The sequence below is a fragment of the Leptospira tipperaryensis genome (genome assembly GCF_001729245.1).
GTDB classification, from domain to species: domain Bacteria; phylum Spirochaetota; class Leptospiria; order Leptospirales; family Leptospiraceae; genus Leptospira; species Leptospira tipperaryensis.
On the sequence record NZ_CP015217.1, the window covers coordinates 3,962,424 to 3,987,366 of the forward strand.

The 24,943-nt window shown below is 42.0% G+C and carries 20 protein-coding genes; 7 read left to right on the top strand and 13 right to left on the bottom strand.

Annotated features, from left to right (window positions below; genetic code table 11):
* The 6 genes from A0128_RS18655 to A0128_RS18680 form a co-directional block, all read right to left on the bottom strand.
* The gene (locus A0128_RS18655; protein WP_069608887.1) at positions 1-2,118 is read right to left on the bottom strand and encodes a DUF4139 domain-containing protein; all 2,118 of its coding nucleotides are present in this window, start codon (positions 2,116-2,118) and stop codon (positions 1-3) included.
* 99 nt (positions 2,119-2,217) lie between these two features.
* Complete coding sequence (locus A0128_RS18660) at positions 2,218-3,519, bottom strand: sterol desaturase family protein (protein ID WP_069608888.1); 1,302 nt, start codon at positions 3,517-3,519, stop codon at positions 2,218-2,220.
* Between the two features lie 211 nt (positions 3,520-3,730).
* Positions 3,731-5,254: an OmpP1/FadL family transporter gene (locus tag A0128_RS18665; RefSeq protein WP_069608889.1), complete on the bottom strand. Its 1,524-nt coding sequence runs from the start codon at positions 5,252-5,254 to the stop codon at positions 3,731-3,733.
* 180 nt (positions 5,255-5,434) lie between these two features.
* Positions 5,435-7,309, bottom strand: a complete 1,875-nt coding sequence (locus A0128_RS18670; RefSeq protein WP_069608890.1) for a chloride channel protein — start codon at positions 7,307-7,309, stop codon at positions 5,435-5,437.
* A gap of 69 nt (positions 7,310-7,378) precedes the next feature.
* The gene (locus A0128_RS18675; RefSeq protein ID WP_069608891.1) at positions 7,379-8,152 is read right to left on the bottom strand and encodes a hypothetical protein; all 774 of its coding nucleotides are present in this window, start codon (positions 8,150-8,152) and stop codon (positions 7,379-7,381) included.
* Complete coding sequence (locus A0128_RS18680) at positions 8,149-9,060, bottom strand: CPBP family intramembrane glutamic endopeptidase (protein WP_069608892.1); 912 nt, start codon at positions 9,058-9,060, stop codon at positions 8,149-8,151. The genes A0128_RS18675 and A0128_RS18680 overlap by 4 nt, the downstream gene beginning before the upstream one ends.
* A 62-nt stretch (positions 9,061-9,122) precedes the next feature.
* On the opposite strand from A0128_RS18680, the gene A0128_RS18685 reads away from it, so the two are divergent.
* The gene (locus tag A0128_RS18685) at positions 9,123-10,043 is read left to right on the top strand and encodes a LysM peptidoglycan-binding domain-containing M23 family metallopeptidase (RefSeq protein WP_069608893.1); all 921 of its coding nucleotides are present in this window, start codon (positions 9,123-9,125) and stop codon (positions 10,041-10,043) included.
* Complete coding sequence (locus A0128_RS18690) at positions 10,036-11,118, top strand: SMP-30/gluconolactonase/LRE family protein (RefSeq protein WP_069608894.1); 1,083 nt, start codon at positions 10,036-10,038, stop codon at positions 11,116-11,118. The genes A0128_RS18685 and A0128_RS18690 overlap by 8 nt, the downstream gene beginning before the upstream one ends.
* A gap of 5 nt (positions 11,119-11,123) precedes the next feature.
* Here A0128_RS18690 and A0128_RS18695 read toward each other — a convergent pair whose 3' ends face one another.
* Genes A0128_RS18695 through A0128_RS18720 form a run of 6 tightly spaced genes read right to left on the bottom strand, consistent with a single transcriptional unit; the run spans position 11,124 to position 17,154 of the window.
* On the bottom strand, positions 11,124-12,809 hold the full coding sequence (locus tag A0128_RS18695; protein ID WP_069608895.1) for an NADPH-dependent assimilatory sulfite reductase hemoprotein subunit: 1,686 nt from the start codon (positions 12,807-12,809) through the stop codon (positions 11,124-11,126).
* A gap of 42 nt (positions 12,810-12,851) precedes the next feature.
* Positions 12,852-13,454 carry a precorrin-2 dehydrogenase/sirohydrochlorin ferrochelatase family protein gene (locus tag A0128_RS18700; RefSeq protein ID WP_069608896.1) on the bottom strand — a complete coding sequence of 201 codons (603 nt, stop codon included), beginning with the start codon at positions 13,452-13,454 and terminating at the stop codon, positions 12,852-12,854.
* The gene (gene cobA / locus A0128_RS18705) at positions 13,444-14,247 is read right to left on the bottom strand and encodes a uroporphyrinogen-III C-methyltransferase (RefSeq protein ID WP_069608897.1); all 804 of its coding nucleotides are present in this window, start codon (positions 14,245-14,247) and stop codon (positions 13,444-13,446) included. Before cobA ends, A0128_RS18700 begins: the two co-directional genes overlap by 11 nt.
* Before the next feature lie 5 nt (positions 14,248-14,252).
* Positions 14,253-15,503, bottom strand: a complete 1,251-nt coding sequence (locus A0128_RS18710) for a sulfate adenylyltransferase subunit 1 (RefSeq protein ID WP_069608898.1) — start codon at positions 15,501-15,503, stop codon at positions 14,253-14,255.
* A complete protein-coding gene (cysD, locus tag A0128_RS18715) occupies positions 15,503-16,408 on the bottom strand; it encodes a sulfate adenylyltransferase subunit CysD (protein ID WP_069609405.1) in 906 nt (301 codons plus the stop codon). Before cysD ends, A0128_RS18710 begins: the two co-directional genes overlap by 1 nt.
* A gap of 8 nt (positions 16,409-16,416) precedes the next feature.
* A complete protein-coding gene (locus A0128_RS18720) occupies positions 16,417-17,154 on the bottom strand; it encodes a phosphoadenylyl-sulfate reductase (RefSeq protein ID WP_069608899.1) in 738 nt (245 codons plus the stop codon).
* A gap of 414 nt (positions 17,155-17,568) precedes the next feature.
* Between A0128_RS18720 and A0128_RS18725 the strand changes: the two genes are divergently transcribed.
* The gene (locus tag A0128_RS18725; RefSeq protein WP_069608900.1) at positions 17,569-18,480 is read left to right on the top strand and encodes a CPBP family intramembrane glutamic endopeptidase; all 912 of its coding nucleotides are present in this window, start codon (positions 17,569-17,571) and stop codon (positions 18,478-18,480) included.
* Positions 18,481-18,818: 338 nt separating this feature from the next.
* On the opposite strand, the gene A0128_RS18730 is transcribed toward A0128_RS18725, so the two are convergent.
* Entirely contained in the window at positions 18,819-20,669 is a 1,851-nt protein-coding gene (locus tag A0128_RS18730) for a hypothetical protein (protein WP_069608901.1), read from the bottom strand.
* Here A0128_RS18730 and A0128_RS18735 point away from each other — a divergent pair.
* From A0128_RS18735 to A0128_RS18750, 4 genes are all read left to right on the top strand, one after another.
* Positions 20,668-21,780, top strand: coding sequence for a lipocalin-like domain-containing protein (locus A0128_RS18735; protein ID WP_069609406.1), 1,113 nt, complete (start codon positions 20,668-20,670; stop codon positions 21,778-21,780). The two genes, A0128_RS18730 and A0128_RS18735, sit on opposite strands and share 2 nt — an antisense overlap.
* Before the next feature lie 117 nt (positions 21,781-21,897).
* Positions 21,898-22,908, top strand: coding sequence for an ABC transporter permease subunit (locus tag A0128_RS18740; RefSeq protein WP_069608902.1), 1,011 nt, complete (start codon positions 21,898-21,900; stop codon positions 22,906-22,908).
* A complete protein-coding gene (locus A0128_RS18745; protein ID WP_069608903.1) occupies positions 22,905-23,948 on the top strand; it encodes an ABC transporter permease in 1,044 nt (347 codons plus the stop codon). The genes A0128_RS18740 and A0128_RS18745 overlap by 4 nt, the downstream gene beginning before the upstream one ends.
* Entirely contained in the window at positions 23,945-24,940 is a 996-nt protein-coding gene (locus A0128_RS18750) for an ABC transporter ATP-binding protein (RefSeq protein WP_069608904.1), read from the top strand. Before A0128_RS18745 ends, A0128_RS18750 begins: the two co-directional genes overlap by 4 nt.
* The last annotated feature ends 3 nt before the right edge of the window (positions 24,941-24,943 follow it).

A 24,943-nucleotide genomic window follows, 5' to 3' on the forward strand; every position in this document is an offset into this window, starting at 1 on the left:
TTAATATCCTCCCAATCCGGGCGTTCTGATCAGGCGATTTTCGGCGGGATGACTTACCGAATATTCAAATTCTATAATTTTCTTTCCGCCGGCCGGAAGCTCTAACTTGTAAGTTAAAATTCCTTCCACGTTCTTTTCGGGAATATCTTTTCCCGGTTCGAATTTGATATCTACGCTATCGTCGACCGTGTATGGGATTCTATCGATCAAAGTGATAGCGCTGGCTCTCTTTTTGCGGTTCTTAACTTCGATGCTGACCTTGTATTTGATTTTTGTTCGAGAAGAGATCACACCTTCTTTCTGTTCAAAAGATGTCTCTCTTCGATTGACGAGAATGTCTCGATCCTGGCCGAGCTCCATCCGAATCGCCTCACCGGGTTTACTCACGCTCAATACCGTATTTCCAAGAAGAGTATTACCGGAAAAAACTTCCATCGGTCCAGCGAGTAAAGGTTCGCCTTCGGAATTCGAAGCCTCAACGGTAAGATACGCGCCCGGTCCCGCGATGGGAGAAGTCGCATAACCCGGAACAAGCGAAAGAGATTTCTTTTTTAAAAAGACTTTATTGAGAGATCGATCCGAAGGAATTGTTTCCTGAATACCGGAAGAGTATTGATAGTCAAATCCTTCCAATGGAGAAGGAGGAATCAAACCGCCGGGAATTTTTTGCGAGGAAAGAATCACACTTCCTTTCCGAAGTAAATCCTCCGTGTAAGTTTCGATCGAGTTTAATTCTTTCCTGGAAAAGTCCGAAAGCTTGGAGAATTTTTTTAGAGCTTCCTGCCCGTAGTAATTCGCCTGATCATACTGACCGCTCTTAAAGTTATATTGCTGATTCGCCAAATCCGTTTTTAGCTGATTGAGATTGTCTTCGGTTCGAAGCGAGTTTGCACGATTGGAATAATTCTGTTCTATGATCTGACGCGATTGTTCCATCGGAGCTTGTACCGGTTTTCCGGAGCTTATCTCCTGAGCATAACCGTCAGCTTTGGAATTGGCTGAACGTTTGATTCTTTTTTTAGATTCTTCTTTTTTCTCTTTTACAACGGACCCCGCCATAGGAGCAGAATTAGGTGCGGAATCTTGATTTCGAAACGTCGTCTCATCGTTCTGTTCGTTGTATTGTTGTTTGGATTCTTCTACGGTAGCTTGCGTCTGAATTCTCCACTCTCGAACAATCGGAAGATCGATGTCGAGATCCGGATTGGAAGCGGTAAAAAATAATTTTACCTTATCCCAATCTTCTCCCGTATCATTTCTTACGAGTGCGAACCAACTCAAATCACCGCTTCTGGATTCGTCGGTCAATTGCAAAGAATATCGAGGAAACCAACTCGCGCCCGGAATCAAATATTTATATTCGATCAAAGCTTCCACATCTTCAGTCGTTTCAGTTTCGAGATAGAGTTCTTTTCTTTGTTTTGCTTCGAGTCTTCCTAAGTGATCAAGACGCGCGTCGACGACCAGACCTTCTTCTCGAACCTGATCTAAAGATTCCAATTTCTTTTGTCTAAGAGAAGAAAGTTGATTGAGATGTTCTTGATATTGTTTTTGAAATCCGGCTAAGAATTCAGGATCCGCGACTTCCTCTTGAAGCGCGTGATCCCCTCTTAAGACCGGAGAAATTCTTACGATCGTTTTTTCTTCATCGATCAACTCTTGAATCTCTGCGCTTAACAATTCGATCTGATCGTTAATCGTTTCTTGTCTTTTGAGAAGGGAAGCGATTTCTTTCGTTCTTGCTCTTCTTTCAACTTTGATCTTTCCGCGAATTCCGCGAATCTTAACCTTACGAGAAGAATCAGGAAAACGAACCGAAATCGTTCTTTCGGAAACTTGATCGGGAATTTCGCCGAGATAAATCTCCGAACTTCCGGCTTTAATCTTCGCACGAAGATTTCTCGTTACATACCCAAAGCTCGAATACAAAACGACGGATTGAATCCGAGACGGATCCGCTTTGTCGACGGAAGCGGCAATCCGTTCTCCGGAAGGTCTTTCCGGTTCTTCGCCGCCGTCCTCTTGACCTTGAGCGGAAGTCGTCAAGACGAGAAAAATAAGAAGCAGATATAGAAATAATTTATTTTTAGTCCGTAACTGCGGAAGGGATTTTTGCATACGGTTTTCTCCAGTTTATCCGAGTTTCTTCTCCACGAAAAGAAACTCGGATAATCGGCTTGGGTCAACCGTTTTCCCTATGGTTTCAGGACTCGAGTTTCAGAATGTATTTTGTGGCTGAGGCTTTTGACCTTCCACGCTGAAGAATCGTTTCTGACTGAGTAAAAAACTTCCCAATACCGTCAAAGAAACGATGGATCCGATCTGAAGAATTCGAGGCAAAGCTACGATCCATTCCTGACTTAAGACCATTCTTAACTTTTCGACGCCGGTAAAATCCATCGGAAATAGGAAAGAAATTGCAACGATCGAACTCATTCTTACAATTTCGGAAATCATACCGCTGGTCTTTGTTTCAAAGATCGCGCTGATATTCCAAAAAGTCCAGAGAACGTAAAATCCAAGAACCAACATCTCAAAAAGAGGAAGTTCTTTTTTAAATTCTATGTAGATCATGGAAGCGCCGATTCCAAACGCAAACTGAACGGCGGAGTAAGTCATCAGAGCGGCCGGTATTTCAGTATTAAATTTTTTGTAAGTTTTTTTGTCGATTTCAGGCGGAGAAATAAATTTACCAACGTCGGCGGGCATCCAGCCTGGGGGCTTCAACCAGACCAAAATCTTATCTTTCCAACTTTTTGTTTTCCAAGAAATCTTCGCTAAATCTTCAAAATGATGAATTTGTGCGTGAATCGGACTCCAAGTCTGAAGAGGTTTTACGATTCCGTAGATCGGTTCGTCTTCTTCTTCGATAAAAGTTCCGAGCATTCTATCCCAGATGGAAAAGGTTCCTGCGTAGTTTTTGTCGATGTATTTCGGATTTCTCGCGTGATGAACGCGGTGCTGAGAAGGAGTATTGAAAATATATTCAAAAATTCCCAACTTCCCGATCAATCGAGTATGAATCCAAAATTGATAAGCGAAATTGACCTGAATACAGATCACAAACATCATCGGTGAAAAACCTATGATTGCCAGAGGAAGATAAAACGGCAGTGAAAAAAGATTTTGAAACATACCCTGTCTCAAAGCCACGGTGTAGTTATAATCTTCGCTCTGATGATGGGCGACGTGCGAGGCCCAGAAAATATTAACTTCGTGTCCGAGTCGATGGTACCAATAGTAGCAAAAGTCGGCTAACACGTAGCAGGCGATCCAACCGAAAACTGAAGTTTCTGAAATTCGGAAAATTCCAAAATTCTTATAAACCCATGCGTAAAAAGAAAGTAGCACTACGGTTACAAAGACCGTAAACACCTGCATATAAATTCCCGCTGTCAGATTACTCACGGAATCCTTAAATCGATAAACTGGTCTTTTGATAACATACCCGGTAATCAGTTCCGCTATGAGCAAAACGAAAAAAACGGGGGTGATCAATTCGATGAGATTTTTTTCCATTGTCGGTTCGCTTCCTATTCTCTTCTTATAGATAGATCTGCTCTAACCGATGTCAGTCGATCGGTGAACAAATCCTTTTCCAAAATTGATTCTGTAGCGAACGCTCTGTCAACAAAAAAGGAACGAAAGCGAAGATATACTGTATCGTTAAAATAACACTCGTTACGAAATGGCGCTCTTTCCAAGATCAAAAAGAGCGCTTGAGTATTGTTTAGAAGAAGATCGTCATCGAAACGCCGACGGTCCAGATATAACCGCCGTAGGAATAATTCGGATTTCGTTCGGTCGGATTGTATTTATGAACTTCATTCGATTTCAATTGATGATTTTCGATCACGATGTCAAAGATCAGAGGTTTTCTAAGACGGTTCATAAATTTGAAAGTAGTAGGACTGAATACATAAGAAAAACCTAAACTATAAATATTCCGATCTGAATCCATCCAGTTATTTGCGCCCGGCATCGCGGGTAGAGGGGTCGGCTTTGTCGCAAATCCGAGTCTCGTTTTTAAGAATTTGAAGAGAGCATATTCGGCGCCGATTCGAAAGTTCGTGGTATCGTGAAGATATAAGGGTTCGGAATATTTTTCTTTGATTCTCGATAATTTGAATTGGCTCCAAATTTCACGGTTTATATCGAAACTAAGCACCAAACGGTCGTTAGGTCTAAATCCAAGTCCGTAAGAAAAAACTCTAGGATTGAATCCGTCCAAGATCGCAAGATCAAAATCCAACTGAATTCCAAGAAGAGTAGTTTGCGCTCTCGCAGGAACCGGATCCACTTGCATTACTGTTTCTCTTTTGTAAGAAGCTCCTAAACTAAATTTACCGTAAGAAAATTGAAGACCATAGGTAGGATTGATCAAAGGTTTAACGGTAAGAATTACTTGTGAATTCGCAGAAACCGGATCCGGAGAAATGGGAACGTCTTTCATCAAAATGCTTCCAGTTCCTCCCGCAAGTGCGGTAAAACCCACTCCTGCAAATAGACGGTCTTTCCAAATTTCAAGTCCAAGTCCGCCCATAATGGTCGGTCTTTCATTGCTTACGCCCTGTTGCAGATAACGTGGAACTGTAGGATTTTGATCGTTAAGGGTGAGCAAATTTCCACTTCCGGGTACGATCGCGTTGATCCCAAAACGAAAACCTCTGCTCATATCAAACATGTCGTTTAGATTGAGGGTAAGACCCAAACCCACAAAACTATCCCTGATCTTATTTAGATTTTGATTTCGAGGCGCGGTCGTGTGAGAAGTCGGATTCGCGTACATGTATTGAAAGGTAACTTCGTGTACGCTTCTTTCAGGACGGTTCGCGGGTTTATATTTAAAAACGTCTTTTGTAAAACCTTCTTTTGTATCAGCCCAATATCTTTTGTACCAAGGACCGACTACTGCGGGTTGCTGATTGGCGGGATCGTTCGGATCCACGTTAGGCGGTGTTGTGGAAGAAGCGTCTTTGTTTTCCGGATTGGGAATCTCTGGATTATTAGTTCTTGCTTCCTTTTCAATTGCCGCAAGAATCAAATCGCCCTCGGAAAGTCTTCCTAAACCGGCGGGATTATAAAAAACAGCGGAAGAGTTGTTTACGATAGCGGTGACCGCACTTCCCATCCCTGCGGCTCCGGGATGAGCGCCGTAGATATCGCCGTAACTTCCGGCGTGGACATTCTTGTGAAAGCCAAAGCCCAACAACAAAGCGATCCCTATCGTTCTTTTTAACTTAAAAATTTTCAATTTCGCCTACCCTCTTTCCACCCAATCGATGAAGGAAAGATACCTTTTTGCTTCTACGATCCACTGATATTATTATTAAATATCAGTTATTTTTAAAAAGTTCGGATTATTTTATAAAGGAAGGGGCAAAAAGTCGAGAAAAATATCTAAAAAATTAGAGCGTACGTTACAATAACCTATTTATGATCCCTTTTGGGGAGAAGAATTCAATGATTTGGCACTTTTAGGGAACGTATTTTCGAAATATATTTTCATGAGATCTGCAAAACGTAAATATCCCAAAAATTCTCCCTGATCTATAATTGCGATTTTATCCAAATCCTGATCTATCAAAAGCCTCAATACGCTCGCCAAAGAATCCTCCAGTTTTCCAAAAGGGGCGGAAGTATCCGTTACATCTCCGACGGTTATCAGGTTTCCGGCGACGTTTCTCGATTCCAGAGTATGTCTAACTTTTCGAAGAGAAAGAATTCCTAAATATCGATCTTGTTTATCCAAAACGACGTAATCGCTCGCTTGAATTTTTAACGCTTCTTCTTCCAGTTCGGAAAGAAGAAAATAATCTCTCGTAACGGCGATGGTCCTCAAACGATTCTTCCAAGTCTTTACTTGAATCTCTTCCAGAAAGTCTCGGTTCATATCCCAGAAATGAGCCGGCGACTGAAAACGAGTTTCTTTTTGCGCCTTATATAAACTCAGCTTATGACTTAAAACAAAAGTCAAAATCGACACGACCATCAAAGGAGGAAGAAGCGTATAACTTCCGATCATCTCACAAATCATAATCATCCCGGCGATAGGTGCACTTGCAACTCCGGCGTAAAAGGCTCCCATTCCAACCAAGATAAAAGAAGTAACGGAAAGATCGGGATACATTAAAACTTTTGCAAGTGTTCCCACTCCTCCACCCAACATTCCTCCGATAAAAAGAGAAGGACCGAACATTCCGGCCGAACCGCCTGTTCCGATCGTAAACGAAGTAGTCAGAATTTTCATTCCCGCCAAAATAAAAAATAAGACAACAAGCCAAAGACCGGTTCCTTGATAAACAGAAGAAAACAATCCTTGAGTTCCAATCGGATCCTTTCCGTCCAGGGCGACTTGCAATATTCCCGCTCCGGTTCCGATCGTTTCCGGCAAAAATAATCCGACGGTTCCCACAAAAAGACCGCCTAACGCAGGTTTTAGAATCGGAGAAATTTTAAGAGCGCCGGAAAATGTTTGGACCTTTCTAAAAATTCTTATAAAAATATCTCCGCATAAAAAACAAAGAACACCCAAGGCCAAATAAAAAATAAGATCTGTATAACGAAAGAATTCGTTGTCTGCAACTCGATAGACGGTTCGGAAGCCGTTGAGACTCGAATAAACGAGATAGGCTGAAACCGAAGAGATAATACAAGGAATCAAAGAATCACTTTCAATATCTTCTCTGTAAATCATTTCCACGGATGTAAGTGCTCCGCCTAAGGGTGCGTGAAAGATTGCGCCTAAACCTCCCGCAGTTCCCGCGAGCAACAACGTACGCCTTGCTCTCGCGCCTGCTTTTAATAGAGTTGCGAGCAAGGATCCAAAGCCTGCTCCGATCTGAGAGATCGGACCTTCCTTCCCGCCGCTTCCACCACTCGCAAGCGTAAAGACGGTGGCAACCGATTTGATAAGCGACACGACCGGATTCATCTTTCCTTCCTGATTGTGAAAGGAATCGATCATAGCATCGGAACCGGTTCCGCCCGATTCAGGAGAAAATCGATTTACGATCCATCCGGTCAAAAGGCCGCCCATGATCGGCAGTAAAAAAACCAACCAGGGACGGTATTCATCGGAGAAAGGTATTCCCCAATCCAATGTATCTTTCGACTCGATGAGAAATTCTCCAGAGGCATGTGGTAGAGCTAAACCGGCGGCTCGGTCCAAAAACAAATATTCCGAGACTGCGAGAATTCTTGAAAAAAGATAAGCTCCCAAACCGGAGACGATTCCGGTTAGAATGCAGTAGAAATATAAGGATCTTCTTCCGCTGATTCTGAATAAGGGTTGTTTTACTTCTTTCATCTTGATAGCAGAATGAGATCGTTCCGTTAAAACAAAGAACGATCCTTTTGAAAAAGAAATTCTCTAACTTCAGTATTTAAAAGAATAAGACAATTCGAATAGACGATTGTGTGTCGTGGTATCTTCCAGAGCGCCGGTTGCGCGATACAACCTCGGAAGTGCAATAGCTGCGATAAAAATTCCGCTGTATTTTGCATCGAAGACATTACCGCTGGGACCGTGTTTGTTAAGAAGATTGTCCACAGAACTTTTTTTATCGTTATTGCTCATTACAAAATAATAAGCGAGTCCGCCGATGAGTAAATCCGTAAGTAAATAAAAAGAAGATCTAGAAAATGCGTCTCCCGAAGTATAAACTGGAGATTTTCGAGCGTTGTACATTACCGAAAACGCGGGTGAAACTAAATTTAAACCTTGAGAAATAAGATGAGATTTCTTTTCCAATTTTTCGAAACGCTCTTCGCCCGTCGAAGAAGCCCCCGTCACGGACCCGATTCCATTCGCATCCTTTCTCTGTAATTCTTCCTGAAAATAATTCCGAAACGCTTTTTCCATTCCTGCTTTGGGAGCTTCGATCCGCATAATACTTACGTTATCACGTTTTGCGAATTCTCCCAAATAAACGTTAAACGTATACTTTGAATACCAAGGATTCGTATAATGATATTTAAAACCTTTTGTCTTTTTGCTGAGTTTAACGGAGCCTTCCGCAAACTTATTCAATGCCGCGAAAACTCTCATGTTATTGTCTTCGATCTTTCCTTCGATCTCAATGACTTCGGAAGCGAACGCCGGTGCCGTTACCAAAAAGAATAGAATCGAAACGATATAAAAACGTATCACTGAATATCTCCCCCTTTGATAAAGGCGATCAATAACATGATGGAATTGTAACTAACGTGCGCGGAGATAGAATACCAGATATTTCCGGTTCTCAGATAAAAAAGTCCGAAGAACATTCCTACAAAACTCAGTAAGATAGGAACGCTGATCGAAGATTGTCCGCTGTAGTGAACGAGCCCGAATACTACGGAAGTAAATAACAAACCCGGCATCTCCAAACCTTTGGCCTGAAATTGTTTCAGGTAGAATCCTCTAAAGAAAATTTCTTCGACGATTCCGGTAATCAATCCCACGCTGTATAAGGACCAAAGCAACAAGGAACGGTTTCCTTTCATCTCTCGAAAGAGAACTTCTTGAAATTCGTTCGGAGTTTGTTTTCCAAAAATTTTGGTTAGAAAAAAACCGAAGACAATTACAAAAAGAAAAACCAAGGCTCCCAGACCGGCTCCCGTAAACATCGTCTTTAGAGTGAACGGATCACTGAGATTGGAATATTCGGCTTTGAAAAAACGAACGAGTATAAAGTAAGCGGGAAGAATAAAACAGAGCGCCCAAATCAAACGATCGACGATCAAAAGCCAAGGTTTTTCCTTTACCATCACTTCGATATAACGTTGATAGATTTGCTTGGTATCGGTTTGAATTTCTTTTTGAAATTTCTCAGTGGTTTCTTTGTAGATCTCCGCTCTGGTTTCAGCGTCCAAATAAGGAAAGTCGCTCGGTAATTCTTTCGAAATCAATACCGTGAGAACGATCGAAGTGGCGATCAAAGGAAGAAGGACATACGTCCCGAGAATTAAAACAAGAAGCTGTTGAAATGCGATAAACACCGGCTCAAACGGTCTGTTTTTCGGCGTGCCGGTATTTTCTAAGGATTCCATTGGATCGGGAGTCTCGGTTACAAGCATTTCTGTCTCTTTTTTTGCGTCATTGTTTTTTTAGAATCAGCCGATTCTACAAGTATAAGACCATGATACGATCTCTCAGGTATCCAATCGGAATGATTACTGTGATCCTCGCGGTTATTTTTTTCGAGAATCCAATCCACTCCCGTCAAAAATCGGAGCTTCTTCGAAATCTTGATTACAACAACCAATCCATCAAACGTCTTAGGGAAGACGTGAAGAACAATCTTAGAATCTCGGTTTCCAATTTAGAGAGATCGGAACTGACGTCTCTTGAATTCTATCGATACGTAGTGAAGAAAGAAGATAATTTTTTCAAGATCATGGCCAGAACGGGAATGGATATCGATACACTTTCTTCCGTAAATAGCCTCTCTTCCCCTTATGATATTTATCCTGGAATGGAACTCATGATTCCGAACATGCGCGGAATCTACGACTCGGACGAAAAAGATAACTCTCCTTCCGTTCAGAAAAAACTTTCCAAAAAATACAATCTCGCCGAGAAGTTTGTCAATTACGACGAAACCAAAGGAATGTGGTTTATCCCGGGAAAAGGACTTCCCAAAGAAGAAAGATCTTTCTTTTACGGAATGGCTTTTTTTCGTCCGCTCGGAGACGAAGGAATCATATCTTCCCGTTTCGGAAAAAGAAAAGATCCTTTTACGAGAAAGGAAACGTTTCACGGGGGAATGGACATCGCCGCGGAAGAAGGTACTCCCGTTTTTGCTTCCGCGGACGGAGAAGTTTCCTTCTCCGAAAAAAAGGGCGGTTACGGTAATTTAGTAGTTTTGAATCACCGACTCGGCTACGAAACGTTATACGGTCATTTGAGTTCGATCGCGGTTCGTCCCGGTGAAAAAGTCCGCAAGGGTCAGAAGATAGGAGAGGTCGGTCAAACGGGAAGAGCCACTGGAAATCATTTACACTTTGAAGTAAGAAGATTCAACCAAAGACAAAGACCCGTTTTCAGAGATCATGCTTAAAAAAATTACCCTCTTTCTATTCGTCTTTATACTAACCTCGCTGGCATTCTTAGGAATTTTATTTTTTCGTTCCGGCAAAGTTGTAACGGAAAGTTATCTCCCGGATTCTCCCTTTGATACTGAAAAAAACAATCATCTTCTCGAAGCGGAATGGATCCATACAGAAGTTTTAGAACAACCTTACGGAATCGCCGTTGATACTTCGGGTTTTATTTATACCGGAACCAAAGACAAAAAAATAATCCGAATTCGTACAAACGAAAAGGTGGAAGTTTTTGCAACCGTCGAAGGAAGACCCTTAGGAATGAGTTTTGATCGACAGGGAAATCTTTTGGTCTGTGTGGAAGAGGTAGGAATCGTTTCCATTCATAAAGACGGGTCCCAAAAGATTCTCATTTCCAAACTCCCCGACGGAAGTCCCCTGCGTTTTCCCCACGCGATCGACATCGCTCGAGACGGGAGAATCTACTTCACCGTTTCCAGCAAAACTCATTCTTACAAAGATTCTTTTTTGGAAGAATTGTCAGCGCTTCCGAATGGGATGATTCTTACGGCGGATAAGAATTTAAACTCATTAGAAATCTTGAATGAAGAATTGTATTACCCGACCGGGATCGCCTTGTCTTCCAATGAAAATTTTCTATTAGTCGTTGAACCTTTTCGTCACCGAGTTTCTTCCGTTCCACTTTTCGGTTCTAAACGAGGAATCGAAAAATTCTTTCTAACGAATATGCCGGGCATTCCCGGGCTGGTTTCGAGCAATGGAGGATCGTTTTGGATCGGAGTTCCGTTTTATAGAAACGAAATCTTGGATAAAACACAAGAATATCCGGAGATCAAAAATCTTTTGGTTGGACTGCCGAGTTTTCTATATGCGAGAAATTCGCCGAGAGGATTCGTGATCGCAATGAATGAGTTTGGAGACATTACCGCAAACTATCAAGACGTTATCGGAACTTCGATTAGTGGAATTACGGCGGTTTTAAATCATGCCGGAAATATTTACTTAGTTTCTTCGACTCAGGGAAAAATCGCAAAGATGAAACCCGTTGTCGAAGAAATTCGTTTTTTCTAATATTCTTACATCGATCCTAAAGCTTCTCTAAATCTTTCGAGAGGAAAACGGTTTACGAAATCGCCGAATTTTTCACCCGGAGTTCCTTCTTCTTTCCAAAGAATAAAGGCCTTTTCGAGTTGGGCCGGGATATCCGTGAAAGCAACTTTCTTAGCTACGTATTCCCCTACTTTGGTTCCTTCGGAATCTGCTCCGAAAAACAAGGAATACTTTCCACCAGCCTGCTGACCTACGATTCCAACTTCCGCGGAATAAGGTCGCGCACAACCGTTCGGACATCCGGTCATTCTTACAACCGGAGCACGATCGCTGAGCCCGTGTTTTTCTAATACCTTCTGAATTCCGTTTAATAACTCCGGAAACGTTCTTTCGGATTCAGTAAGAGCCAAACTGCAAGTTGGAAGCGCGGGACAAGCAAGTGCGCGATCAAAAAGAGGATGCGGACTTTTCGGACTCACATTCAATTCTTCTAATCTTTTTTCGATCTTTGTTTGATCCGCTTTTTGAACTCCGATCAAAATCAAATCTTGATCCGCGGTAATCTGAACGCCGAGTTTATAATTTCCGATAATTTCTTTCAGAGCCGATTTAAGAGGTTTACCCGGAAAGTCTTTGATACGTCCAGCGAGTGTATGAAATCCGAGAGACAAAGTTCCGTCTTCTCTTTCAGTCCAACCTAAATAGGAAGGAGTTTCCCATACAGGAAGTGTCTTGTTTTGATCGAACTTTGTATTAGAGCGGGATTCAACTTCGTTTCTAAACCATTCCACGCCTTTATCAGCGAGAACGTATTTTAAACGTGCGTGTTTACGATTGGTCCGATCTCCGAAATCTCTATGCGCGGTCACGATCGCCTCTGCAACAGCGACTAACGCGTTTTCCGGAATCCATCCGAGAGGACTCGCTGCGCGGGCAAAAGTTTCCGGTTTGTTGTGAGTCATCCCAAACCCGCCGCCCGCAAAAACGAAATAACCGTCGATCTTGCTTCCGTCCGAATTCAAGGTAGCCGCAAATCCCATATCGTTTGCGTAGATATCGACCGTGTTGTTTCCGGCCAGTGTAACAGCGATTTTAAATTTTCGAGGAAGATAGGTTTTGCCGTAGATCGGATCGTCTTCGTCCTTATTGATTTGTTTATCGCCTAACCAGACTTCTGCGTAAGCGTTCGTCTTAAATTTAAAATGGTCGGATAAGAGTTGAGCGACTCCGTCCAAAAGTTGAAGACTTTTTTTACCGTGTGGATTTACGGCCTGGGTTACGTTTCTAACCACGTCGCCGCAAGCGCCCATACTGGAAAGATTGATCTTATTGATTTCCTGCATCACGTCGCGGAGATGAAAAATTCTCAGAGTATGAAGCTGAACCGATTGTCTCGTTGTTAAACGAATTGCACCGCCGCCGAATTTGTCTCCAAGCGCGTCCCAAACCAAATACTGTTCCGCAGTAAGTCTTCCGCCTGGAATTCTACCGCGAATCATAAAGGTGGTAGGAGCTTCGATATCATTACCATTTTCGTCTTTCTTACGATCTCTGTCTTTTTGCTGATAGAGTCCGTGAAATTTTAGTAATTGTTTTTCATCTTCTTCATAAGAATCGATGTTCTGATCGATACCTTCGGCGATTTTACCTCTCAGATTATTTGAGTTCAGTTTAGTTTCTTCAACCGGAGATAGTTCTTTTGTTTCTGACATGATTTAGATTTTTTCCTTTTTCGGGTTTATGATTTCGTTCTTCTATTTTTGATTTGTGGAAGCGCTGAAATATTCTTCCTTGAGAGTTTGTAAAAGATTTTTTAAAACTCTTTTTCTGCGATCGGCATCGGGCAGTATCGATTTGAGTTCTTTTCTAAATTCTATCAACTCTTGAAAATCTTCTTCGTGATCGTTTGGAATCAGTTCATCCAACGCGGATTTAACCACGCCTGACAAACCCGCAAAATTGCCTTCGGTAGAAATCGCGATTCTCAAAGGACCACGATCCAAAACCGCCGCCGAATAAAAATCGCAGTTGGAAGGATCGTCTGCGCAGTTGATCCAAATCTTCCAGGAATGAGCGTATTCACAAAGTCTACGATTCAGTTCGGAATCGTTAGTCGCGGAAAAAACAAGAGCTCTTCCTTGGAGATCGGAAAAATCCACGGATCTATATTCAATTTTAATTTCGGAATGTTTCTCTAAAATGGAAGTCACTTCTTTACAAGCTTCCAGAGTGATTATCGTAATCTTCGCTCCACAATCAATGAGATGAGGAAGTTTCTCAAGAGCGACCTTGCCGCCGCCGATCAAAAGAATATTCTTATTTTCTAAATTAAGAAACGCTGGATACTTACGACTCATTCTTTTCCTCCGAAATTTGCGAAAAGAATGCCGTAGATTTGTCTTTTTCTAAAAACTGAACTACCTTTCCGATATAAACGATGCCGGGACCCTTGGTTCTTTTTTCCAGATAAGAATCTGCCGCTTCTTTGAGAGTGCAGATTTGAACCTTACACGTTTCAAGAGAAGCGTTTTCAACGAGGGCGACGGGAAGATCTTCCGAACTTCCGTGTTCTAAAAGTAACTTTGCGATTTTAGGTAAGGAAGTCGTTCCCATAAAAAGAGCGATCGTTCCTTTGAACTTTGCAAACCATTCCCAATCCGTCTCTTCATTGAGAACGGTATGTCCGTCCATAATCAAAACCTGACGAGACAAACCTCTGTGAGTCAAAGGGAATCCCGCGAAAGAAGACCCCGCATTGAGAGAACTCACACCGGGAACGATTTCGTATTCTATATTATGATTGATTAATGTGATTAATTCTTCGCCGCCGCGACCGAAAACAAAGGGATCTCCTCCTTTCAGACGGACTACGTTTTTTCCGGAGAGGGCGTAAGAAAGAAGAAGTTGGTTGATTTCCTCTTGTGTGGCGGAGTGAGCGCCTGAACGTTTTCCGACGTAGTGAACCACAGCGTCCTTCGGAAAAATCTCCAGAAAAGAAGGATCCAAAAGCGCGTCATACAAAATGACTTCCGCCTTTGTAAGAATCCGATACGCGCGCAGAGTCAAGTCTTCCGGATTTCCGGGACCACCCCCAACGAGAAAAACCTTTCCCGGTTTTATCTGATCGGATTTAGAATCGGAGGCCAACATGAAGTTTATGCTCCAACTCCGGTAATCATACCGGCGCCGACGGTAGAATTGGTTCCCTCGTCTACGAGGATAAAACTTCCAGTGGTACGATTGATTCTATATTCATCAAAGCTCATAGGCTTCGCAGTTCTGATTTTGATCTTTCCGATTTCGTTTAACGTGAGACCTTTTCCCGCGTCTTGTTTTTCGTGAGTATCGGGAGCGACTTTGAATTCGATCTCTTTCACGATCGCCTTTACTGCGTTTGTTGTTTGACGAAGAAGGTATTTATTTCCCGCCAAAAGAGATTTGGAATCCATCCAACAGATATTGGCTTCGATATCCTGTGAAACGATCGGAAGATTGTCCGATTTTACGATCATATCTCCACGCGAAATATCGATCTCATCCTTCAGACGAATCGTCACTGACATCGGAGGAAACGCTTCTTCCACTTCGCCAGCGTAAGTATCGATCGCTTCAATCGTGCTCGTAAAACCGCTTGGTAAAACGGTGATTGCATCGCCCTTCTTAAAAATTCCACTGCGAACCTGACCGGCATAACCTCTGTAGTCATGATGTTCGTCGGAAAGTGGACGGATGACGTATTGTACAGGAAAACGAGCGTCTTCAAAATTCTCATCACTCTCGATATAAACTTCTTCGAGATGAGAAAGAAGAGTTCTTCCTTCATACCAGGAAAGATTTTCGGATCGATCTACGACGTTGTCGCCGTTGAGGGCGCTGATCGGAATAAATTCAATATCCTTAATATCCAAGCGAGCAGCGAAATTGAGATACTCGGCTTTGATCTCTTCATATCTAACTTGGGAAAACTCCACGAGGTCCATTTTGTTGATACAAACCACGAGATGAGGAATTCGAAGCATCGAAGTAATATAAGAATGACGATAGGTCTGTTCGATCACACCTTTTCTCGCGTCGATCAAGATGATCGCAAGATTGGAATTGGAAGCTCCCGTCACCATGTTTCTCGTGTATTGAACGTGACCCGGTGCGTCCGCGATGATAAACTTTCTTTTCGGGGTAGAAAAATATTTATAAGCGACGTCGATCGTAATTCCTTGTTCTCTTTCGGCTTTGAGGCCGTCCGTAAGAAGAGCCAAATTGATCTGGCCGTTGTTTCCTCTGCCGGTTTTTTCAATCGCCTCGAGTTGGTCCTCGAAGATCGATTTGCTATCGTAGAGAAGTCTTCCGATCAAAGTGGACTTCCCGTCGTCCACACTTCCCGCGGTAATAAAACGTAATAAATCCATCAGAAGTATCCTCCTCTCTTTCTATCTTCCATAGCGGCCTCGGAACGTTTGTCGTCCAATCTGGAACCGCGTTCCGTAGTTCGAGTCGCCTGAATTTCAAGGATGATATCGTCGATGTTATCCGCTTGAGAATCGACTGCTGCAGTGCAGGTCATATCGCCTACGGTGCGAAAACGAACGACCTTGTCTTCCACGCGATCGTTTGCGTCGATCGTGATAAACTTAGAAACAGGGAAGAGAAGATTCTCGCGATAGATGATCTGACGAGTATGAGAAAAATATAAAGAAGGAAGATCTATGTTTTCCTTACGAATGTATTCCCAAACGTCCAACTCCGTCCAATTGGAAATCGGAAAAACGCGAACGTTTTCACCGGGACTGATCTTGCCGTTATAGATATTCCAGAGTTCGGGTCTTTGCAGTTTCGGATCCCACTGACCAAACTCGTCGCGAACTGAAAAAACTCTTTCCTTCGCTCTGGCTTTTTCTTCATCTCTTCGAGCGCCGCCGATACAAGCGTCAAATTTGAATTCAGCGATTGTATCGAGAAGCGTTACGGTTTGAATACCGTTTCTACTCGGGAACTTGCCTTTTTCTTCGACAGCCTTTCCTTGATCGATAGAATCTTGAACGTAACGAACGATCAGCTTCTCACCGATTTTGTTAGCCAGTTCGTCTCTGAAGTCAAGGGCTTCTTGAAAGTTATGACCTGTATCGATATGCACCAGAGGAAAGGGAAATTTCCCGGGACGAAACGCCTTGAGGGCAAGGTGAACTAACGTGATGGAATCTTTTCCGCCGGAAAACAAAAGAGCGGGTCTTTCAAATTGGGAAGCGGTTTCACGAAGAATGTAAATCGATTCCGCTTCAAGTTGTTCGAGATGTGTAAGTCTGGATTTATTCATAGTTGAATTCATATTGCTCTTTTAGGACCGGACTTCTGACGGACTAATTTTCCGTCGACTACGTGAAGTCCGCATTCTTGATTGTCTTCTTCCCACCACCATCTTCCGGAACGAATGTCCTCTCCGGGCGCAACCGCACGAGTACAAGGCGCACAACCGATCGAAGGAAATCCTTTGCTGTGTAAGACGTTCACGGGGATTCGATACGTCGCGATAAAGTCCTGGGTTCTTTCCAAACTCCAATCAAGGATCGGATGGTATTTCAAAATATTACGAGAAGAATCCAGTTCCACTTTTGTGAGAGATCCTCTGGAATCCGATTGTTCGGAACGAATTCCGGTGATCCAAAGTTTGGTATCTTTTAGAGCGCGATTGAGAGGCTCCACTTTACGAATGTAACAACATTCTTTTCTGTTATCGACGGAATCGTAAAAACTATCCGGTCCCTTTGTATTGATCAGATTTTGAACCGAAACTGTATCCGGGAAAAAAGTTTCTATTTTTTTACCGTAACTTGCATTTGTAAGTTTGTGAAGATCGTAGGTTTCGTTAAAGAGACGACCGGTATCTAAAGTAAAGACTCGGATTTTTAAATTTCTAGAAAAGATAACGTGGGTAATAACCTGGTCCTCAAGGCCTAAGCTCGTAGAGAAGGCCGCAGACTCTCCGAACTCCTTACTAATCCATTCTAAGGAGTCTTCTAGGCTCAGAGATGCAAGTTTTTGTTCTAATTCTTGCGGTAACATGTTCGTGATATCTCAGTCTCGAATTGGATGCTCCCGCATCCAGCTTGATTTTAAAATTGAACCAAGAAATAGCTCAAATTTCAGAAAAAAGAGAGCTATTTTTTTACCAAAGTCCTATATATTGGAATTTTTGTAAACTATATTTGATATACGACTCTTCTTTAGAACAATTTCTCGGTATTACTGGAAATTTCAGAGATTAAGATAAGAATTTTGTAGGAACTCCTACATCACCCGTAAAACGCGCGCCCCCACCCTGATTGGGCGGAGGAGGAGGGCTCGCGGGAAAAATTCCGAAATTTCTCCCTATCACAAAATCACGCCCTTTGCAACGAAAAAGACGAGGGCCCATTTGTAGGATCTCCTACGGAAAGTATTGGAAATTTTTATTCGACAAACTCCAATCAGTTCTAAATGGAAATCATTTCGATTTTAAGAGGTTTCTTCCGGAAGAATTCAAAAATCTACATTCTTCTTTTTGGACTCTACGGTTCCGCTTTTCTCATCCTCTTTCTAAATGAAGAATTCGGATTCCCTCTTCTTACGTCGAAAGATTTTTGGACAAGGGCAACCGGCGTTGTACTATTGTACGGAATTCTAATATTTTTATTTTATTGGAATCTTTCCAAAAAAAGAAAACGTCTTTTGCGGAAAACGGGAGCGATCGGTTTTCTTTTTGTATTTTGGATTTGTCTGATCGCCCTCGAACTTTTCGATCTACCGTATGAAAAAATTCTAATATATCTTCCGAACGACTCCATGTTCTGGTCTTGGAAGGTTCTCAAACAGATGGTTCAATTGTTTCCGCTTCTCTTGATTCCTTTGATCTACGATTTTTATAAAAGCAAAACGAATCCGATTCCATTCGAAAAAAAGAAAACACCGTCTTATTATCCGATCTTGATAATAGGAATTGTTCTTTCTGCGATCGGATCTTTCATTCCCGGATTTAAAGAATTTTATCCGAGAGCGCCTTTGAGTACGGAACAATTTTTATATCACGCAACTTGGATCAAAACTCTGATCTTTGAAATCGTTTATCTCGCGACGTTCTACTTTACGGAATTCTTTTTTAGAAAGTTTCTCATAAGATATCTTTCCGCGGCGGGAAGATATCATGCAGTGGGAATGAGCGCTCTAGTTTATGGATTGGTCCACTTTCAAAAACCAAACGGAGAAATTCTAAGTTCTTTTTTTGGAGGATTGCTCATGGGAGCGTTGAGCATTCGAACTCATTCGATTCGAGGCGGCCTTTACGCGCACATCGCACTCGCGGCGGGAATGGAATTTTTTACCGGAATTTATGTTTGGGAAAAATTATTTTAGATCTCAATCTCAGGGCGACTCCTGCGAAGCCGAATTGTAAAGAGGAGTTGTATCGAGATTTCGCAGGACCGGGCTCTTCATTGCAATCTGCAAAGCGCCATTCGACTTATCCGTAAAAACAAAACTTTAAAAAGGGGATGGCGCATCGCAGGATTTCCATTTCGATCCCTGTCGCGGAATTCTTTTAAAAAACAAAATCAACCCGATTCAAAATTCTTTCACAAAACCGAATCCATTTTAGAATGTTAAAATCGAATGTAAAGACCTCCAAATCACTGTGGATGAAAAGAAGATCTAATTAAAATACGATTGATACGCGCTGTTCACATTCTTGAAAGTTATTGAGAGCCTTTCACTTGAACGATACAAGCCCCGCGAATCGGAAACTGTTCGACTTCTTTCGAAAACTTGATCTCCTGAAAAGAAGACCAGAGATTTCCTTCGATCTCTTCACAGGATTTTGCCGCGATAAACCAATCCGGCTTTGTCAAAGAAGTCTTCTCCAAATTGAATTCTTCTTTCTTTAATTTTTCCCTCACTTCCTGGCGATTGATAAAACCCGCGCGATAAAAGGAAAGAGTTAGGTCCGGCCGATTGTGATGTTCCAAAGGCAATCGATTCCAAAAAACAGAATTCCGTTTTACGTTTTTCATAAAAACGTCTTCTGCATCCTCCGCCGTGTAAAACAAACTCCGGTCCACTCCGGAAAAACAAAGATTCGTTTTTTCCCAGACACTGAACTGATTGTAAACCAAATAGACGGCCGTAAATATTATAAAAACAAAATATACTCCGAAGGAAAGAATCCGAAACTTCTTGGAAACAAAGGTTTCATAACAGAAAATTCCAATCGCGACGAGCATCGAGGGATACAAATGATAGACGTGTCGGCTTTGATGATTCGGAGTCATCAGCGTCAATCCGAGAATCGAAACCAAAATGGAGAGTATAAGAAAAAAAGACGCACTGATTTGTTTTTCCTTTCTATATTGAAAAATTCCGAAACCGAATCCCAAAAACAAACCGAATAAAAGAAAAGCGCCTCCGTAAGGAGCGTAAAACGAATTCTCAAAAATCTCTTGAAAATACGTCAGGGTAAAAACGGAACCGTCGCCTTGTCCCGGCAATAAACCCGCACCCTGCGCGTGCCCGATCGTACTGCTGGAACTGGAAAAACGATCCGGATGTAATAAAACCCAGGATCCGATCGGAAGAATTGAGTAGGTCCAAAAATATTTCCAAACAGGCGAAAGACCTTCAAAAGAAAACAAAACATCTTCTTTCTTTGCTCGAGAAGGATAAAATTCTTTCCAAAGAGAATAGCTGATGCTGATCCAAAAAATCAGTGATCCCACATAACGCAAAAGCCCTTTTGTTTTTCCGGGTAAAATTTCCTTTGAAAAAACCACGGAAACAAAAATCAGAAAAACTCCGATCAAAATCGAAATCGATTTATTTCCATTCTTCCGATACGAATTCAAAATTTTGAAAGTAAGATCTTTCGTTTCTTGAAAACGAAAAAAGGATAAATACAAGGATCCGAAAAAAATAAAAATATAACCGTAAGGATACTTTGTATGAAACAAAACGTTCACGCTAAAAAATAAAAACCACGGGGAATACGATTCTTCTATTTTAAATGGATGTTTTTGCAATTCCCAAAAAGCAAGAATTGCGGGAAGATAAAATAACCCGCCTTGGATCTCGAGCATTCCGGAAAAAGTGTAATGCATCCATCCGGGATTCTGCAACAGACCACCCCAAACGAGCGGAAACAAAAATGCGGTCGCGATCCAAGATTTTTTTTCAGTAAATCGAAAGAGAATCCAGGGAACGAGACAGAACAAAACGATCAATTCCGCAAACGTAAACAAAGACACCGGAGTTCCTCCGGGACCGAAAAAGAAAACGATCAGGGCTTCGGGAAAATTTCGTAGCACGGGCCAAGTCGGAGAATCAAAGGACAATTTCACAACGGTCCAAAGATCGAAGGAACGAAATGCTTCCGCAAATCGAATCGAAGTAACCAATCTTGCATCGGGATCCCAGGTCAAAAAGTTTTGATTGGGACAAAAGGTAAGAAATTTAAAATAGAGTTTCCGGAAATAGATTCCTAAAATGACGAACTGCGGAAGGAAAAGTCCGATGGAAAGTAGTTTTGAAAATCGAAGAATCTCGGAGAATCGCATGATGAATAAAAGGAATCAATACAACTTCTTCTTACTCGCAGCCAGAAGTCGAATCGGAATCTATCTTTTATTCTTCTTTTTTTCCCCGCTTCTCGCGGACGATCGTCCTTTTGTCTTTCCCAAAGATCATTCGTTTCACTCCAAATACAAAGTAGAATGGTGTTACTTCGTCGGAGTTTTAAAATCCTCGGAAGGAAAAGAATACGGATACGAGCTGAGTTTTTTCAAAGGGACGTTTGGAAAGAATAAGGAAGTTTTCCCGGTTCATTTCGCGATTTCGGATTTCGAAAATAAAAAACATTTCATCTCGCAGACCATCGAACGTAAGTTAGGCGGAATGGCCGACTATGACTCGGGACAAATTTATAGCGGCGAATACTCGATGAAAATTCTTGGAAAAACCGATTTCCGTTTAATCGCAAAAGGCAAAGGAGATTCTTCCCTTTCCTTAGATTTAAAATTGAACGCGAAAACTTCCGATATTCTTTTGCACGGGGACAACGGAAAATCAATCAAGAGCCGAAAGAATCCTAATTTCTATTCTTATTATTATAGTATCCCCGGACTTTTTACAAAGGGAGAACTTACGATCGGTGAAAAAAAAATCCAAATCGTAAGCGGGGATTCTTGGATGGATCACGAATGGAGCAGCCCGTTTGATTCTTCCCAAAACGCGGAACTTTCCGATCGCGCCAATTCCTGGGATTGGATCTGCATTCAACTCGAAGACGGAACTAAAATCATGGCATTCAATTTTAGAGAATCTCCAAACTCAAAATCGGAATCTTTCGCCACCGTAAAGTTAAACTCCGGAAAAAAAGTCGGCTTGGACCAGGAAGGAGAAGTTTCCTTTTCCCATAATTCTTCGAAATGGAAAAGCGCAAAAACTCAGAAAGAATATCCTCTTCTTTGGAATTTATTTATTGACTCTTCCGAAAAAGAGGCCGCGCTCGATCTGAAAATCGAACCCGTTTTTGAAGATCAGGAATTCGATTCAAGATCGACGACGGGATTTAGTTATTGGGAAGGAGCCGTTCAAATCAGAGGGACTCGAAACGGAAAAAAAGTAAAAGGAACCGGATATCTCGAACTCAAAGGAAACCAGAATTAGAACAAAAAAGGAAGATTCGAAGATTTCTCTTATCAATTATTGAAATTCTTTTTTTGAAAAAGACTTTGTCTTGTGATCTGATTCTTCGAAACTGTTTATCCGGGAGACGGAAATGAAATGAAAAAATATTTCCTAAAACGATTTCTTCTCATCATTCCAACGTTATTGGGAATGACCTTTATCGTTTTTTTAATCTCTCATTTTGCGCCGGGAGGACCGCTCGAAACCGAGATCGCTAAGATCCGAGGTTACGCAAACGCACAAGGGGGAAGCGCAAAAACGATTTCAGAAGAAGAAATCGACATCATAAAAAAAAGGCTTCATTTGGATAAGCCCGTCGGAATCGCTTATCTTTATTGGCTCAAAGAAATTCTTACTTTCAATTTGGGAGAATCAAGACTTCACAGCCGTCAGGTGACGGATTTGATTTTAGAAAAACTTCCAGTCTCTCTCACGTTTGGCCTTTCCGGATTCCTACTTTCATATCTGATTTGTATCCCTCTTGGAATTTCAAAAGCCCTTCGAAACGGAGAAAAATTCGATATTACGACGAGCGGAATTATCTTAATCATCTATTCCATTCCTGCGTTCGCGTTTTCGGTTCTTCTTCTTTATACGTTTGCTTCCGGGGAACTTCTTTCGATCTTTCCGCTCGGGCACGAAGTTTCCGACGAGTATGAATCCTTTTCCGCGTGGGAAAAGATAAACGATAGAATCCAACACATGTTTCTTCCGGTAATTTGTTACGTCTCCGGTTCTTTCGCAGTCCTTACTTTGTTGATGAAAAATTCTCTCCTCGATCAAATTTCGAAAGAATATGTTCGAACCGCTCTTTCTAAAGGATTCAGTTTTAAAGATGCGATTTTCAAACACGCGTTTCGAAATTCTCTGATCCCCATCGCGACCGGTTTTGGAAACAATCTCAGTATTGTTCTCGCGGGTTCTATTATCATCGAACTCGTATTCAATATCGACGGAATGGGACTTATGAGTTTTCAAGCAGTTACCGAAAGAGATACGGAACTGATGATGGGACTTTTATTGGTGCAGAGTTTTCTTTCTCTGATCGGAAATATTCTTTCGGATTTTTGCTACGTCTTGATCGATCCAAGGATTCAGTTCGAATGATCCTAAGTCCGATTCTTAAAAAAAGATTTTTAAAGTTCAGAGCCAATCGCAGGGCCTGGTATGCTTTAATCACATTAATTATTTCTTATGCGATTTCTCTATTCGCTCCACTGATCGCAACAAACCAGCCTTTGATCGTAAGTTATCAAGGGAAATGGAATTATCCCGTTTTTTCTTTTTATCCGGAATCTCAGTTCGGAGGAGAGAATCTAACTCCTCCCAATTACAAAAAGTTAGCACTGAGAGAAGACTTCAAATCCGGACCAAACTGGATTCTCTTTGCTCCGGTTCCTTACGGATACAACGAAGACAATTTAGAAAGTCTGGACGAAGGCGATACTCCTCCCTCGGCTCCCAATGCCAAACACTGGTTAGGAACGGACGATCGAGGAAGAGACGTGTTCACGAGAGTTTTTTACGCGTATCGAAACGCGCTTAGTTTTGGATTGATTCTCGTATTTTTAGAATTGGCAATGGGAACCTTGATCGGCGGTATGCAAGGCTACTTCGGCGGAAAGTTGGATATCTTAATGCAGAGAATCATCGAAATTCTCTCCGCTATTCCTTTTCTATATTTGATCCTGATCGTAGGAGCTTTTTTCGGAAGAGGTTTTACGGTTCTTCTCATCACATACGGGGCATTGAGTTGGATCGGAATTTCCTATTACATGCGTGGAGAATTTTATAAACTCAAACAGTTGACTTACGTCGATTCCGCAAAGGCCCTCGGTGTGAGTTCGTTTCGAATCATGGTAAGACATATTCTTCCGAATGCAATCACTCCGTTAGTCACCTTCTTACCATTCACTCTGATCGGATCCATTTCCATCTTGAGCGCCTTGGACTTTTTAGGTTACGGAATCCCCGCCCCCAATCCTTCTTGGGGAGAAATGATCGGACAGGGAAGAGAAAGATTGAGCGCTTGGTGGTTGATTACGTTTCCATCCGCGGCGCTTTTTCTGACGATCCTTCTGACTTCTTTTATCGGAGAAGGTTTACGCGATTCTTTTGATTCAAGAGAGAAGGCGGTGTACGAATGAGTTCTTCCGTTCTCTTACAAGTTAAGAATTTTTCGCTCGATCTTTTTTCTGAAAATCGATGGCTCCCGGTTCTTCAAAACTTGACCTTCGATATAAAACAAGGAGAGATTCTTTCTTTGATCGGGGAATCGGGTTGTGGAAAGTCTCTGACCGCTCTTGCGCTAACAAGACTCATTCCTTCCAATATATCCAGAGTCAAATCCGGAGAAATTTTGTATCAAGGAAAAGATCTCTTAAAACTTTCACCGAAAGAATTGAGAAAGATTCGTGGAAAAGAAATTTCTTACGTTTTTCAAGAACCTTTTGCGGCGTTAAATCCTTTGATGAAAATCGAAGATCAGATGATAGAAGCGTATCTGATGCATATTTCTCCCAATCGAAAAGAAGCGATCGAAAAAGCGGAATATCTTCTTTCTTCGGTCGGAATCACCGATATCAAACAAAGACTCTATTCTTATCCCAATCAAATGAGCGGGGGAATTTTACAAAGGATCAGCATTGCGATGGCCCTGATGTGCGACCCATCCCTTCTAATCGCGGACGAACCGACAAGCGCGATTGACGTGACGATCCAAGCGCAACTGGTGGAACTTCTTTTAAATCTTCAAAAACAAAATCAAATGTCGATCCTCTTTATTTCGCACGACTTCGGACTCGTAGGAACCATCGCGCACAGAATTGCAGTGATGTATGCGGGAAGAATCGCCGAACTCGGAGATACGGATTCCGTGATCGATTCGCCAAACCATCCTTATACGATCGACTTGCTCAGATCCATACCATCCCTCGCCAAATCGGTTCATGATCTTCTTCCAATCCAAGGAATCGTACCTTCGCCGGATCAATATCCTCTTGGATGTCATTATTCCACGCGATGCGGATCCGTGTTCGATATGTGCAAAGAAAATAAACCTGAATTGTTTTCAATACATTCAAGCGGAGAATTGCATCAATCGGCTTGCTTCCTTTCAAAAAAACAGGACTCAAATTAAGAG